At 69.4% G+C, this 14,814-nt stretch carries 14 protein-coding genes; 10 read left to right on the top strand and 4 right to left on the bottom strand.

All coding sequences use genetic code 11. The features are described from left to right. A partial coding sequence (locus ACN675_RS23445) for a DEAD/DEAH box helicase (protein WP_420753121.1) occupies nucleotides 1-1,399 on the bottom strand: 1,399 nt, incomplete at its 3' end. A 204-nt stretch (nucleotides 1,400-1,603) separates the two neighbouring features. Here ACN675_RS23445 and ACN675_RS23440 point away from each other — a divergent pair. Both ACN675_RS23440 and ACN675_RS23435 read left to right on the top strand, forming a co-directional pair. Beyond that, complete coding sequence (locus ACN675_RS23440; RefSeq protein WP_420753120.1) at nucleotides 1,604-2,308, top strand: ferritin-like fold-containing protein; 705 nt, start codon at nucleotides 1,604-1,606, stop codon at nucleotides 2,306-2,308. A 45-nt stretch (nucleotides 2,309-2,353) separates the two neighbouring features. Next, nucleotides 2,354-2,584 (top strand): DUF3107 domain-containing protein, encoded by a 231-nt coding sequence (locus tag ACN675_RS23435; RefSeq protein ID WP_420753119.1) that lies wholly within the window; start codon nucleotides 2,354-2,356, stop codon nucleotides 2,582-2,584. 143 nt (nucleotides 2,585-2,727) lie between these two features. On the opposite strand, the gene ACN675_RS23430 is transcribed toward ACN675_RS23435, so the two are convergent. Next, the gene (locus ACN675_RS23430; RefSeq protein ID WP_197252787.1) at nucleotides 2,728-3,396 is read right to left on the bottom strand and encodes a TetR/AcrR family transcriptional regulator; all 669 of its coding nucleotides are present in this window, start codon (nucleotides 3,394-3,396) and stop codon (nucleotides 2,728-2,730) included. A gap of 208 nt (nucleotides 3,397-3,604) precedes the next feature. On the opposite strand from ACN675_RS23430, the gene ACN675_RS23425 reads away from it, so the two are divergent. The 8 genes from ACN675_RS23425 to ACN675_RS23390 all read left to right on the top strand — a co-directional run bounded on the left by ACN675_RS23425 (nucleotide 3,605) and on the right by ACN675_RS23390 (nucleotide 13,325). Beyond that, nucleotides 3,605-4,621, top strand: coding sequence for a DUF3152 domain-containing protein (locus tag ACN675_RS23425; protein WP_420753118.1), 1,017 nt, complete (start codon nucleotides 3,605-3,607; stop codon nucleotides 4,619-4,621). A 74-nt stretch (nucleotides 4,622-4,695) separates the two neighbouring features. Continuing rightward, the gene (gene moeZ, locus ACN675_RS23420) at nucleotides 4,696-5,871 is read left to right on the top strand and encodes an adenylyltransferase/sulfurtransferase MoeZ (protein WP_420753117.1); all 1,176 of its coding nucleotides are present in this window, start codon (nucleotides 4,696-4,698) and stop codon (nucleotides 5,869-5,871) included. 111 nt (nucleotides 5,872-5,982) lie between these two features. Beyond that, the gene (locus ACN675_RS23415; RefSeq protein ID WP_248673274.1) at nucleotides 5,983-6,837 is read left to right on the top strand and encodes a TIGR02569 family protein; all 855 of its coding nucleotides are present in this window, start codon (nucleotides 5,983-5,985) and stop codon (nucleotides 6,835-6,837) included. Nucleotides 6,838-6,964: 127 nt separating this feature from the next. Next, the gene (locus ACN675_RS23410) at nucleotides 6,965-8,416 is read left to right on the top strand and encodes a nitrate/nitrite transporter (protein WP_420753116.1); all 1,452 of its coding nucleotides are present in this window, start codon (nucleotides 6,965-6,967) and stop codon (nucleotides 8,414-8,416) included. 49 nt (nucleotides 8,417-8,465) lie between these two features. Further along, entirely contained in the window at nucleotides 8,466-10,979 is a 2,514-nt protein-coding gene (gene nirB, locus ACN675_RS23405) for a nitrite reductase large subunit NirB (protein ID WP_420753115.1), read from the top strand. A 56-nt stretch (nucleotides 10,980-11,035) separates the two neighbouring features. Then, entirely contained in the window at nucleotides 11,036-11,461 is a 426-nt protein-coding gene (gene nirD / locus ACN675_RS23400) for a nitrite reductase small subunit NirD (RefSeq protein WP_420753114.1), read from the top strand. Then, on the top strand, nucleotides 11,458-12,594 hold the full coding sequence (locus tag ACN675_RS23395) for a uroporphyrinogen-III synthase (RefSeq protein WP_420753113.1): 1,137 nt from the start codon (nucleotides 11,458-11,460) through the stop codon (nucleotides 12,592-12,594). Before nirD ends, ACN675_RS23395 begins: the two co-directional genes overlap by 4 nt. Further along, nucleotides 12,594-13,325: a sirohydrochlorin chelatase gene (locus tag ACN675_RS23390; protein WP_420753112.1), complete on the top strand. Its 732-nt coding sequence runs from the start codon at nucleotides 12,594-12,596 to the stop codon at nucleotides 13,323-13,325. The genes ACN675_RS23395 and ACN675_RS23390 overlap by 1 nt, the downstream gene beginning before the upstream one ends. Here the strand turns inward: ACN675_RS23390 and ACN675_RS23385 are convergent. Together ACN675_RS23385 and ACN675_RS23380 are read right to left on the bottom strand one after the other, a co-directional pair. After that, a complete protein-coding gene (locus ACN675_RS23385) occupies nucleotides 13,316-14,260 on the bottom strand; it encodes an SDR family NAD(P)-dependent oxidoreductase (RefSeq protein ID WP_420753111.1) in 945 nt (314 codons plus the stop codon). The two genes, ACN675_RS23390 and ACN675_RS23385, sit on opposite strands and share 10 nt — an antisense overlap. A 56-nt stretch (nucleotides 14,261-14,316) precedes the next feature. Continuing rightward, a partial coding sequence (locus ACN675_RS23380; protein WP_420753110.1) for a molybdopterin-binding protein occupies nucleotides 14,317-14,814 on the bottom strand: 498 nt, incomplete at its 5' end.

The raw sequence follows: 14,814 nt of genomic DNA, 5'->3' as shown, positions 1-14,814 counted from the left end.
TGGCGGTGCGCTTCGGGCGTTCGCGGCGTGCTTCGCCGTCCGCCGCTTCGCCGGTGGCCGCGGCGCGGGCCTTGCGGACCGTGCCGGTGGCGCCCTCGGGGATGTTCAGCTCCTCGTACAGGTGCGGAGAGCTGGAGTACGTCTCGACCGGCTCCGGCATCCCCAGGTCGAGGGCCTTGTCGATGAGTTCCCAGCGCGGCACGTCGTCCCAGTCGACGAGCGTGATCGCGGTACCCGTGCGCCCGGCGCGACCGGTGCGGCCGATGCGGTGGACGTAGGTCTTCTCGTCCTCGGGGCACTGGTAGTTGATGACGTGCGTGACGTCGTCGATGTCGATGCCGCGCGCGGCGACATCGGTGGCGACGAGCACGTCGATCTTGCCGTTGCGGAACTTGTCGAGAGCCTTCTCGCGGGCGATCTGGCCGAGGTCGCCGTGGACGGCACCGCAGGCGAAGCCGCGTTCGACGAGGTCGTCGGCGACCTTCTGGGCGGTGCGCTTGGTCCGGGTGAAGATCATGGTCGCGCCGCGGCCCTCGGCCTGCAGCACACGGGCGACGAGCTCGGCCTTGTCGAGGGCGTGCGCCCGGTACACGAGCTGGTTGGTGCGCTCGTGCACCGCCGACGACTCGGGCTCCTCGGCCCGGATGTGCGTCGGCTGCGTCAGGAACGTGCGGGCGAGGGTGATGATCGGTCCCGGCATGGTGGCCGAGAACAGCATCGTCTGACGACGGTCGGGGACCATGTTCAGGATGCGTTCGATGTCGGGGAGGAACCCGAGGTCGAGCATCTCGTCGGCCTCGTCCATGACGAGCACGCCGATCTTGCCGAGGATCAGGTGACCCTGGTTCGCGAGATCCAGCAGGCGGCCGGGGGTGCCGACGACGACGTCGACGCCCTTCTGCAGCTGCTCGATCTGCTGCTCGTACGGGCGGCCACCGTAGATGGCGAGGACCTCGAGGCCCTTCTTGCCGCTGCCGGGCAGGTACTTCGAGGCGTTCTCCAGGTCGCCGGCGACCTGGATGCACAGCTCCCGGGTCGGGACGATCACCAGGGCGCGCGGGGTGCCGTCGAGGGCGGTGGTTCCGGAACCCTCGGTGGTGACGCGGTGCAGCAGCGGCACGCCGAAGCCGAAGGTCTTGCCCATGCCGGTGCGGGCCTGGCCGATGAGGTCGTCGCCGGCGAGGGCCAGCGGGAGCGTGAGCTCCTGGATGGCGAAGGTGCGCTCGATGCCGTGCTCGGCGAGGGCGCGGACGATCTCCTCGCGCACACCCAGCTCCGCGAAGGTGGGGGCGACGTGGGTCGAATCGAGTTGTGCGGAAACGGTGGTTTCGGTGGCGTCGTCTTCGTGGTCGACAGTGATCTTGCTCAGGGGTCTGGCCTTCCTGGTCTCGGCACGCACGCACGAGGTGGAGAAGGCGACCGACTCAGCGTCTCAGCGCGAGCGTTCGGTTCGGCTCGGCGAGACGCGAGCGCGATCGGCGTCGGGTGCGCGCACATCATCGTTGAGGACTGCGGGCCGCATTGAACAGCTCGAAGCGCAGTCTTCCAGGACGATTGTACCGGTTCCGGCGAACGGTACCCCGCGGTACTACGCTTTGTCGTCATGGGAGCCGAAACGTCGCCGTCCGCAGCATCATCCGAACCGACCCTCGCACAGGCACCGGTTCCGGCCGATCACCCGGGTGTCGCGGACCTGTTCGCGGTCCTCGCCTACGGTGAGATCTCCGCGTTCTACCGTCTCGCCGAGGACGCGAAACTGTCCCCGACCCTGCGCGGCCGCGTCGCGCTGGCGAGCATGGCCGCCGCCGAGATGAGCCACTTCGAGACGCTGCAGGAGGCGCTCGAGGCCCGCGGCGTCGAGATCTACGCGGCGATGGAGCCGTTCCGGCGGTCCCTCGACGCCTACCACGCGTGCACCACCCCGTCGACGTGGCTCGAATCGCTGGTCAAGGCGCACGTGGGCGACGGCATCGCCGCCGACTTCTACCGCGAGATCGCCGGCACCCTCGCCCCGGAGGTCGCCTCGGTCGTCCGGGAGGTCCTCGCCGAGACCGGGCACTCGGACTTCGTGGTCCACGAGGTGCGCGCCGCGGTCGAGAAGAGCAGCCTCGAGAAGGACCGGCTGATGCTGTGGGGACGCCGGCTGCTCGGTGAGGCGATCACTCAGGCCCAGCACGTGATGGCACAGCAGGAGAATCTTGCCGACCTCGTCATCACCGCCACCGGCGACCTGACGAACATCGCCGCGCTGTTCGACCGCATGCAGGTCGAGCACGCCAAGCGGATGGCAGTGCTCGGACTGCACTAACCTGACGGAGACAGCTGTAGAGCACTGAGATTTCGGAGGTCCACCGTGGAGGTCAAGATCGGTGTCGCGGACAGCCCGCGCGAACTCACCGTGGTCAGCGACCAGACGCCCGACGAGGTCGAGGCCCTGGTGACGACCGCCCTGGCCGGCGGTAAGGACGGGGTGCTCGCCCTCATCGACGAGAAGGGCCGCAAGCTCCTCGTCCAGGCATCGCGCATCACGTACGTGGAGATCGGCCCCGCCGACATCCGCAAGGTAGGGTTCGCGGCCGGCTGATCCGGGCGAGACGAACGAAGGGCCGGGGCGAGACGCCCCGGCCCTTCCTCGTTTCCGGTGTCGCTGTGTCCGATGTCGCTTTGTCCGGTGTCGCTGCTGTCGGTGGTCCCGCTGTCAGCGCAGCCGCTGCTCGGGCGGCACCGTCAGCGCAGCCGCAGCTCGGGCTGCAGCGGCACGTGCTTGAGACCACCCCACGCCAGGGCGACGGTGGTGTCGACCGCGTCTTCTTTCGGGATCGGCCGGGCTGCCTCGAGCCAGTAGCGCGCGGTGAACTGACTGGTGCCGACGAGTCCGACCGCCAGGATGCGCGCACGATAGGGATCGAGACCGGAATCGTGGCTGACCAGGTCGAACACGGCATCCACGCACGCTTCGGTGGCCTGCTCGACGCGCTGCGCGACCTGCGGCTCACCCATCAGATCCGACTCGAACACGAGGCGGAAGCCCTGCGAGTCGTTGTCGACGAAGTCGAAGTACGCCTGCACCGCGGCGCGCACGCGCTGACGGTTGTCGGTCGTCGAACGTAGCGCCTGGCGGACACTGGCGATGAGAATGTCGACGTAGCTCTGCAGCACCGCGCAGTACAACTCGAGCTTGCCGGGGAAGTGCTGGTAGAGCACCGGCTTGCTGACGCCGGCGCATTCCGCGATCTCGTCCATTCCGGCCGCGTGGTAGCCCCGCGTCACGAAGACCTCGCTCGCGGCGGCGAGAAGCTGGGCCCGACGTTCGTCGCGAGGCATTCGTGCGCCCCGCTTGGCTCCGGTGCCTGAGGTGTTGCCCCGGCCGGAAGTGCGGTCGGCGAGTTCGGTCATGTCGCTCCCAAATCTGCACAAGTCGTCGGCAGTGACGGGGCCAAGGTGATGGGCACCACTGTCGACGTCGATCGTCCTTGCAGGTTACAGGCAGGGCACCTTGCGGGTGCGTACCGCCCTACCGACGAGTATCCCCGCGGCGGGTACTTCAAGCGGGCTGAGGAGCGACTTCACCGAGGAATTTGCGCGATGTGACATTCTGGCACCCGTGACCGACCGAGGAGGATTGCGAGCGGCAGGCGCCCCGACCGACGCCCCGCAGACGCCACACCGGGCATCCGGCGCACCGTCGCACCGGACGTCACACCAGCCGTTGCGCGCACAGTGGGACCCCGTCGGAGGAGCGGATCGACCGCCCCGGCGTCTGCGTCCGGAGCGCGACGTCCGCAAGCAATCCAAGGTGGGACGCTTCGTCTCGACCTACGGGTGGCGGGCCTACGCCATCCCTGTCCTCGTCGCCGTCACCGGCTTCGTCGTGTGGGACGCCGTTCGCGCGGTACCGGCGCAATCCGACGACCCGGTCGCCGCGGACGAGGCCACCGTGGCCCAGGTGCCGCAGCCGGACGGCCTGTTCCCGGCCGGCACCGGACCCGGCGAGCTTCCCGACGGCGGGCCGTTCACCGTGACCGGGGCGGGCACCTGGCACATGGTGCCGGGCAGCACCGCGCAGGTCGGCGCGGGTACGAAGAAGGTGTACACCTACACGGTCGAGGTCGAGGACGGGGTGGACGCGACCGGGTACGGCGGTGAAGCCGCGTTCGGGCGGATGGTCGACGAGACCCTCGCCAACCCGAAGAGTTGGACCAACAGCCCCGACTTCGCGTTCCGTCGGATCGACACCGGCGACCCCGACTTCCGGGTCTCGCTCACCTCGCAGATGAGCATCCGGCAGTACTGCGGCTTCGACATCCCCCTCGAGGGATCGTGTTTCAACCCCGGCGCCGAGCGGGTGCTGCTCAACGAGGCCAGGTGGGTGCGCGGCGCCGTCGCCTTCCAGGGCGACATCGGTTCGTACCGGCAGTATCAGATCAACCACGAGATCGGGCACGCCATCGGCTTCGCCGCGCACGAACCGTGCCGGAGCCAGGGTGGTCTGGCGCCGATCATGATGCAGCAGACGTTCGGGATCGCGAACAACGACATCGCCCGCGTCGATCCCGGGGGAGTCGTACCCGCGGACGGGCTGATCTGCCGGTTCAATCCCTGGCCGTTCCCGCGTGGGTGAACCGGCGTCCGGCCCGTCGCGGCGCCTGATGTGAGAATGGGCGTCGTACCGTCGAGCGCGCCGAGGAGCCTGTCGTGACCGCACTGCCACCGCTGGTGGAACCCGCCGCCGAGCTGACCCGGGAGGACGTTGCCCGCTACAGCCGGCACCTGATCATCCCGAATGTGGGGGTCACCGGGCAGAAGCGGCTCCGGAACGCGAAGGTGCTGTTCATCGGCGCGGGCGGTCTCGGTTCCCCGGCACTGCTGTATCTGGCCGCGGCCGGGGTCGGCACGATCGGCATCGTCGAGTTCGACGAGGTCGACAGCTCCAATCTGCAGCGCCAGATCATCCACGGACAGGCCGACGTCGGCCGGTCGAAGGGGGAGAGCGCTCGCGAGACCATCGCCGGCATCAACGACACCGTCGAGGTGCGCCTGCACCCGGTACGCCTCGACACCACCAACGCGGTCGAGATCTTCCGCGAGTACGACCTCATCGTCGACGGCACCGACAACTTCGCGACCCGCTATCTCGTCAACGACGCCGCGATCCTCGCCGGCAAGCCGTACGTGTGGGGATCGATCTTCCGGTTCGAAGGTCAGGTGTCCGTGTTCTGGGAGGACGCCCCCGGCGGGGTGGGCCTGAACTACCGCGATCTGTACCCGGAGGCGCCGCCGCCCGGCATGGTGCCCTCGTGTGCCGAGGGCGGGGTGCTCGGTGTGCTGCCCGGCACTGTCGGCTGCATCATGGCCACCGAGGCGATCAAGTTGATCACCGGTATCGGCGACACCCTGCTGGGCCGGCTGATGATCTACGACGCACTCTCGATGACGTTCCGGACGGTCACGTTGCGCCGGGATCCCGGCCGCGTCCCGGTCACCGAACTCGTCGACTACGACGAGTTCTGCGGGGTGGTGTCCGAGGAGGGTGTGGCCGCCGCCGCCGAATCCACCGTCACCGCAACGGAATTGCGCGACATGCTCGACTCCGGCCGTGAACTCGCGCTCATCGACGTCCGTGAACCCGTCGAGTGGGACATCATGCACATCGACGGCGCCCGCCTGATTCCCAAGGACCGCATCCTGTCCGGTGAGGCACTCGCGGAACTTCCGCAGAACGTTCCGCTCGTCGCGTACTGCAAGACCGGCATCCGGTCCGCGGAGGTGCTCGCCGCGCTCAAACGGGCCGGATTCGCGGACGCGACCCACCTGCAGGGCGGGGTCGTCGCGTGGGCGCAGCAGGTCGATCCCTCGCTGCCGCTGTACTGAGTGCGGTCACGTTGTCCCCGGTCACAGAATTCCGAGAGCGCAGGATCCTGTGATCATCGACAACGGAGTGCCTTCCCGGATCGCGCCGTGCACGACGGTACGGTGAGCGTCGTGAGCTCACTCGAACCCCCGCAGCACGTGCGCTCCACGTTCGGCCTCCGCGACGTCGAACCGGTACCGCTCGGCTCGGACTGGGACGGCGGCTGGCGATGTGGAGACGTGGTGCTCTCTCCGGTGGCCGATCACGCCCGCGCGGCGTGGTCGGCGAAGGTCCGCGAGACGCTCAGCGTCGACGGGCTGCGCCTGGCCCGCCCGGTCCGCTCGACGGACGGCCGATACGTCGTGTCCGGGTGGCGCGCCGACACCTACATCGTCGGCACCTCGGAACCGCGCCACGACGAGGTGGTGTCGCTGTCGTTGCGTCTGCACGCCGCGACCGCGCAACTCGAGCGTCCCCGGTTCCTGATGCAGCCCCCGGTCGCGCCGTGGGCCGACGTCGATGTGTTCGTCGCTGCCGACCGGGCAGCCTGGGAGACCGTGCCGATGCGTTCGGCACGGGCGGCCGGAGCGCCGGAGACCACCACACCGGACGGACGCAAGAGCCTGGATCTCATCAATCAGCTCGCGACCTTCCGTAAACCTGTCCATCTGCCGGACCAGCTCGTGCACGGCGACCTGTTCGGGACCGTCCTGTTCGCGGGCCGGGCCGCGCCCGGACTGACCGACATCACGCCGTACTGGCGGCCCGCGTCGTGGGCGGCGGCCGTGGCCGTCGTCGACGCCCTGTCCTGGGGTGGCGCCGACGACGCACTGATCGCCCGCTGGGACGATCTGCCCGAGTGGCCCCAGATGCTTTTGCGTGCCGTGATGTTCCGGTTGGCCGTGCACGCGCTGCATCCGCGGTCGACCGAGGAGGCGTTCCCCGGTCTGGCGCACACCTCCGATCTGGTGCGGCTGTTGCTGTAGTCCGCCCTCACAGGGTGGCCTGCGCGTGCGTGAGAAACTCTTGACGCGGAGGTCACCGCGGGCAGCACCGCGGCAACACCCACTTCCTACCTTGGGTTCATCACGAATCCGAGAGAGGTGGGGCGGGGTGGCTGCGACTATCGAAAACGAAACGCTGCGAGCGAAATTCGCGCGGAAGCACAACATCGAGCACTGGGACGCCGAAGACGCCGAGGCGTGGGAGTCCGGTAACAAGGACATCGCGAAGCGGAACCTGATCTGGTCCGTCATCGCCGAGCACGTCGGTTTCTCGGTGTGGTCCATCTGGTCGGTCATGGTCCTGTTCATGCCCACCGACGTCTACGGCATCGACGCCGCCGGCAAGTTCTTCCTGGTGGCGGTGCCGACGCTGGTCGGCTCGCTCCTGCGCATTCCCTACACCGTCGCAACGGCGCGTTTCGGTGGCCGCAACTGGACGATCTTCAGCGCGCTGGTGCTGTTCGTGCCGCTGCTGGCGACGCTCTACCTGATGCTCAACCCCGGATACTCGTACACCACGTTCATGCTGGTCGCCGCGATCGCCGGTGTCGGCGGCGGCAACTTCGCGTCGTCGATGACCAACATCAACGCGTTCTACCCGCAGCGGCTGAAGGGCTGGGCGCTCGGACTCAACGCCGGCGGCGGCAACATCGGTGTGCCGGTCGTCCAACTCATCGGCCTGCTCGTCATCGCCACCGTCGGCAACACCGAACCGTGGATCGTGTGCGCCGTCTACCTGGTGGCGTGCGGTGTCGCCGCGGTCGGAGCGGCGCTGTTCATGGACAACCTCGGCGGTCAGAAGGCGGACCTGCGGGCGATGGGCGAGGCCCTGAAGTTCCGCGACTCGTGGATCGTGTCCTTCCTCTACATCGGCACGTTCGGCTCGTTCATCGGATTCAGCTTCGCGTTCGGCCAGGTCCTGCAGATCAACTTCCTCGCCGGTGGTGACACGCCCGCTCAGGCTGCACTGCACGCCGCGCAGATCGCGTTCATCGGCCCGCTGCTCGGTTCGATCTCCCGTCCCTACGGCGGCAAGCTCGCAGACCGCATCGGCGGCGGCCGCATCACCATGGTCACCTTCGCCGCGATGGCACTGGCGGCCGGTGTCCTGATCGTCGCCGGTGTCCTCGACGACGCGTCGGCGGGCGCCCCCACCGGCGGCATCATGACCGCCTACGTCCTCGGCTTCATCGCACTGTTCCTGCTGTCGGGTATCGGCAACGGTTCGGTGTACAAGATGATCCCGTCGATCTTCGAAGCCAAGGCGCAGAGCCTCGACCACCTCGATCGCGCAGCCAAGGCCGTTTGGTCGCGCACGATGTCCGGCGCGCTCATCGGCTTCGCCGGCGCGATCGGCGGACTCGGCGGCGTCGGCATCAACCTGGTGCTCCGCGCCTCCTACGCCGGCGAGGCGAAGTCCGCGACGATGGCCTTCTGGGTCTTCGGCGCCTTCTACCTGGTGTGCATCGCCGTCACCTGGCTGGTGTTCCTCCGCACCCCCCGCACGGCGGCCGTCCCCGAGACCGCCGAAGCGGACCGTCCGTCCGTCCCGGTCGTCTGACGCCGTACCCCGGCACTGATCCACCCTGCACGAGAGAAAGCGAAATCCCATGAGCCGCAAGAACGTTGTCGTCGTCGGACACGGAATGGTCGGACACCGTTTCGTCGAAGCGCTGCGCGCCCGCGACGAGCACGACACCTGGTCGGTGACGGTGTTGAGCGAGGAGACGCAGCCTGCCTACGACCGCGTCGGTCTGTCCTCGTACGTCGGCTCGTGGGATGCGAAGGAACTCGCGCTCGCCGGCAACACCTACGACGGTGACGACCTCGTCGACCTGAAGCTCGGAACGCGTGCCGCGGCGATCGACCGCGCCGCGCGCACCGTCACCACCGACAGCGGCGAGGTGATCGGGTACGACGCGCTGGTCATGGCTACCGGTTCGTATCCGTTCGTGCCGCCGATCCCCGGCAAGGACCTGTCCGGCACGTTCGTCTACCGCACCCTCGACGACCTCGACGGCATCCGAGCCGCGGCCGACGCCGCCGGACCCGGTGCCGTGGGTGTCGTGGTCGGCGGTGGCCTGCTCGGCCTCGAGGCGGCCAACGCCCTGAAGCTGATGGGCATGACGCCGCACGTCGTCGAGTTCGCGCCCCGGCTGATGCCGCTGCAGGTCGACGAGGGTGGCGGCAACGTGCTGGCCCGGCTCGTGACCGATCTCGGGCTGACGGTGCACACCGGGGTCGGCACCTCGGCGATCACCGAAGGTCCCGCGGGGCTGCAGGTCGAACTGTCCGACGGTTCCGTCATCGACGCGGCGGTGCTGGTGTTCTCGGCCGGTGTCCGCCCGCAGGACGCGCTCGCCCGCGACACCGGCCTCGAGGTCGGCGCACGCGGCGGCATCCTCACCGACATCGGCTGCCGCAGCGTCACCGACGAGTCGGTGTACGCGGTCGGCGAGTGCGCGGCCGTCGAAGGCACCTGCTACGGCCTCGTCGCCCCCGGTTACAGCACCGCCGAGGTCGTCGCCGACCGCCTGCTCGGCGGCGACGCCGAATTCCCCGGCGCCGACCTGTCCACGAAGCTCAAGCTGCTCGGCGTCGACGTCGCCAGCTTCGGCGACGCCCACGCGACCACCCCCGGTGCGCTCGAGGTCGTGCTGTCCGACGCCGCGAAGGGGACCTACGCCAAGCTCGTCGTCTCGGACGACGCGAAGATCCTGCTCGGCGGCATCCTCGTCGGCGACGCCTCGGCGTACGGGTCGCTGCGGCCGCTCGTCGGCCGGGAGCTGCCCGGCGACCCCGCGGCCCTGATCTCCCCGGCCGGGGAGAAGCCCGGCGCCGGCTCGCTGCCGGACGACGCCGAGGTCTGCTCGTGCAACGGCGTCACCAAGGGCGCGATCTGCGGTGCGATCGCGGAGGGCGCCTGCGACATCGCGCAGGTCAAGGCGTGCACCAACGCCGGTACCACCTGCGGTGGTTGCCTGCCGACCATCAAGCAACTGCTCGCGTCCTCCGGGGTGGAGCTCAGCAAGGCGCTGTGCGAACACTTCGAGCAGTCCCGCGCCGAACTGTTCGAGATCGTCCATGCCACCGGAATCCGCACGTTCTCCGCGCTCATCGCCAGGTACGGCAAGGGATCCGGGTGCGACATCTGCAAGCCGGTGGTCGCCTCGATCCTGGCCTCGACCGACTCGGACCACATCCTGCACCCGAAGCAGGCCGGTCTGCAGGACACCAACGACCATTTCCTCGCGAACATCCAGAAGAACGGCACCTACTCGGTGGTGCCGCGCATGCCGGGCGGCGAGTGCACCCCGGAACAACTGATCGTGATCGGCGAGGTGGCCCGCGACTTCGGGCTCTACGTGAAGATGACCGGCGGCCAGCGGATCGACCTGTTCGGTGCGCGCGTCGAGCAGCTGCCGCTGATCTGGAAGCGGCTCGTCGACGCCGGCATGGAGTCGGGTCAGGCCTACGGCAAGTCGCTGCGGACCGTGAAGAGCTGCGTCGGTTCGACGTGGTGCCGGTACGGCGTGCAGGACTCCGTCGGGATGGCCGTCGACCTGGAGTTGCGCTACCGCGGTCTGCGGTCGCCGCACAAGCTCAAGTTCGGTGTCTCCGGGTGCGCCCGCGAATGCGCGGAGGCCCGCGGCAAGGACGTCGGTGTCATCGCCACCGAGAGCGGCTGGAACCTGTACGTGTGCGGTAACGGCGGCCAGTCGCCCAAGCACGCACAGTTGCTCGCCGGGGGTCTCGACGACGAAACCCTCGTCAGGTACATCGACCGGTTCCTGATGTTCTACATCCGCACCGCAGACCGGCTGCAGCGCACCGCGCCGTGGCTCGAGGCGATGGAGGGCGGTCTCGACCACCTGCGTGAGGTCGTGTGCGAGGACAGCCTCGGTATCGCAGCCGAACTCGAGGCCGCGATGGCCAAGCACGTCGAGGGCTACCGCGACGAGTGGGCCGGCGTGCTCGAGGACCCGGAGAAGCTTGCCCGGTTCGTCTCGTTCGTCAACGCACCGGACGAGGCCGACCCGACCGTTCGGTTCGACGAGTCGGGCAAGCGGAAGGTTCCCGTCCTGGTCGGGATGCCCGCTTACCGGCCGGGAATCTCCGGGTAACTCGCCCGAAACACCGGACCCGGATGATTTCGTCAGTACTTTCGAGGGAGGACCTAATGACCGTCATCGAGATGCACGGCGCAGAGGGAACGACGCGCCAGAGCGTGTTCGACGGCCGCTTGGAATGGACATCGGCGTGCCCGCTCAGCCGGCTGGTACCTGGCTGTGGAGTCGCAGTACTGCTGCGCGGGGGCGAGCAGGTGGCGCTGTTCCTGCTCGACGACGGCACGCTGCGTGCCGTCGGCAACATCGACCCGTACGGCCACGCCGCGGTGATGTCCCGTGGACTCGTCGGGGACCGGGCGGGCGAGCCGACCGTGGCCTCCCCGCTGCTCAAGCAGGTGTTCTCGCTCAACGACGGTCGTTGCCTCGACGACCCGGACGTGTCGCTGCCGGTGTACGACGTGCGCGTCTGGGCCGGCGTGGTGCAGATCCACAGCAAGCGGATGCCGGGCGCCGCCGACGCCGGCGAGCTTTCGTGAGCGACGGCACCCAGCCGTTGCGGGGATTCACCATCGGGGTGACCGCGTCGCGCCGCGCGGAGGAGTTCACGACGCTGCTCACCCGCCGGGGCGCGGAGGTCGTGCTCGCCCCGGCGATCCGCATCATCCCGCTCGCCGACGACACCGAACTCGAACGGGTCACCCGCGACATCATCGCGAACCCGCCGGACATCACGGTCGCCACCACGGCGATCGGATTCCGGGGCTGGATCGGTACGGCGGAGGGCTGGGGCCTGTCCGAGGAGCTCACCGATGCCCTCGGCGGAAGCCGGATCCTGGCGCGCGGCCCGAAGGTGACCGGCGCGATCCGCGCCGCCGAGCTGCGGGAGGAGTGGTCCCCGGCATCGGAATCGTCGGCCGAGGTGCTCGCCCACCTGCTCGCGGAGGGCGTCGAGGGGCAGCGCATCGCGGTGCAGCTGCACGGCGAGCGCACCGAATGGGAACCCGGCGCCGACCTGTGCGAGGAACTACGCGCGGCCGGTGCCGAGGTCGTCGCCGTCCCGGTCTACCGGTGGACCCCACCGGAGGACCCGACCGCGCTGGACCGGCTCATCGAACAGATCGCCGACTACGGGCTCGACGCGGTCAGCTTCACCAGCGCACCGGCAGTGGCGTCCCTGCTGATGCGGGCCAAGCAGACCGGAATGCTCGAACTGGTGCTGCGCGCGATGCGCAGCGGCGTCACCGCGGTGTGCGTCGGCCCCGTCACGGCCGCGCCGCTCGCCGCCCTCGAGGTGCCGGTCACCATGCCGGCCAGGGCCCGGCTCGGTTCCCTGGCCCGGCACCTCGCCGAAGAACTGCCCCGCCGGGCGGTCCGCATCGAAGCCGGCGGGCACGTCCTGGGTATGCGTGGACGCTGCGTCATCGTCGACGAGGAGAAGCGCTGCCTCGCCCCGGCCGGAATGGCCCTGCTCCGCACGCTCGCGTCCCGTCCCGGACGGGTCGTCGCACGTGAGGAGCTGCTCGCCGCCCTTCCCGGCGGTGGGGGAGACACCCACGCGGTCGAGACCGCCGTGGCACGACTGCGGTCGTCGCTCGGCGCGCCTGCGATCGTGCAGACCGTCGTCAAGCGGGGCTACCGCCTCGCCGTCGACCCGGAGGATATGCGCTGATGACTCGACCACAGTTGCTGCTCGTCGCCCACGGCACCCGCAATCCGCGCGGTGTCGACATGATCGCCTCGCTCGCCGACGCCGTCGCCGGGCGGGTCGGCCCCACCCGCGTCGCGTTCGTGGACGTGCTGGGTCCGTCGCCGGCAGAGGTCCTGCGCGACTCGTCTCACCCCACGGTGCTGGTGCCGGCGTTCCTCGCGTCCGGCTACCACGTGCACAGCGACGTGCCGCAGGAGGTCGAGGCGAGCGGGCACACCGCGGTGTCCGTGACCCGCGCCCTCGGACCCGACCCGATCCTCGCGCAGGTTCTCGTGCAGCGGCTCGAGGCCGCCGGATGGCGACCCGGGGACGCAGTGGTCCTCGCCGCCGCCGGATCGTCCGATCCGCGCGCCCTGCGCGACGTGCGCAGCGCCGCCCGCATGCTGTCCTCGCTGGTCCGTACCACCGTGCGCATCGCATATGTCGCCACCGGTTCACCCCGGGTCCCCGAGGTGGTCGACACCCTGCGCGCGCAGGGGGCGCGCAGGGTGTTCATCGCCTCGTACCTGCTCGCGCCCGGCCTGTTCCATTCCCGGCTCGCGGACGCGGGAGCCGACGGGGTCGCCGCGCCGCTCGGCGTCACCGACTCGATCGTCGATCTGGTCACGCAGCGCTACCGCGAGGGCGCGCGGCTCGTCGGTGGGCCTTCGGCCCCGGTGTGCCTTTCCGGCGGTCCCAACCGTCAGAAGTGAACACCGATCTCAGCGGGACGACCACCAGCCGGAACCTGCTCGGCAACCAGACCTGTAGCGGCGTCGAGGAACTCGAAGAGTTCGACTTCGCGGTCCTCGTCGTGTGACTCGTCGGACGAGGGGACGAGGCGGTCGATTTCGACATAGCCTCCCCGCAGATCCGATTCCGGGATCGGCGAGGTGCCGGTCTCCGGCGCGGCCAGGTGTGTTCGGGATCGCTCGGGGGTGGAGACTCCGGCCAGGACGTTCATCGCGGGCAGAAGGTACTTCCACCCGAAGCGCTCGATCGCGCTCCGGTCCCGTGCCAGGCCCATTCCCGGCATCATCCCGGGATCGAAGCAGAGTGCGTCGATGCCGCGAGGTGCGCGCCGGGCGAGTTCGTGCACCCAGTACAGCGTTCCGAGCTTGCTCGTCGAGTACGCACGGATGCCGTCACCTTCCCGAGGGCGGGCCAGTACTTCGGGAGCTTCCCATCGAGGTGGCGGAACCATGCCGTAGGAGCGGCGGAACCTGCCGTAGTGGGTCCCCGAGCCGACGGCGATGATGCGTACCGGTGCGGTGAGGGCGTTCGCGATCGTTCCCACCAGAAGGTGGGGGCCGATCAGGTTGGTTCCGAAGGTCACCTCGAAGCCGTCGGCAGTTGCCGTTGCGGTGGAGTTCGTTTGGATGCCGGCGTTGAGGACGATGCTGCGCAGGGGCGTGACGGCGGGGTCCGCGAGCAGTTCGACGATCTGCTTGTCGCCGTCCCGGATGCCGGCGAGGTCGGCCTGGTCGCACACGACGTAGCGGAAGTTGGAGGGGTCGCCCAGGAGTGTCCGTAGTTCGTCGGCGCGGGCCCGCGAGCGTGCGGTGGCGACGACGGTCCAATCGGGCGTCGTGGTCGACATGCGCGCCGTCGACAACCCCATGCCCGAGGTGATGCCGGTCGACAGCACGGTGGCGCCGTCGGCTCCGGAATCATGATCTTTCCCCTTTGTCGGGGACCGTGAGATCACATCCGGGGCAGTGGGACGATCTCGACCGGATCACCGTCGGCCGCGCCCGGCGGAACCAGCGCGATCGCCTGCCGGTCGATCAACCCGGCGAGGTGTGCTGTCCGGATCGCGTTGTCGCACAGCCATGTTCCGTCGGGCAGTCGCCGTGCGGGCAGTAGTCGGGTGACGTCGCCGACCACCTCCGAGGCGTTCGCCAGCGGGGCCGTCCACGGCACGGCCGGGGTTCGGCAGGTGCGGCCGTCGATCACCGCGGGCAACATGACCAGCAACGTCGCGATCGCCGCGACCGGGTTGCCCGGCAGGCCCAGTACCGCTCGACCGTCCGGTAGCGCCGCAGCGACCTGGGAGCCGCCCGGCTTGCACCGGACACGTTCGACGGCGAGGTGCGCCCCGGCGCGGGCCAGCGCGCCGCGCAACTGATCGGCGGCACCCCCGCCGGTGGCGCCGACCACGACGATCGCGTCCACGTCCGTGGTTTCGTGCAGCAACCGGTC

This window comes from Rhodococcus sp. O3, from assembly GCF_048897285.1.
Taxonomy (GTDB): Bacteria; Actinomycetota; Actinomycetes; order Mycobacteriales; family Mycobacteriaceae; genus Rhodococcus.
This window is presented reverse-complemented; position numbering and strand designations above follow the sequence as displayed.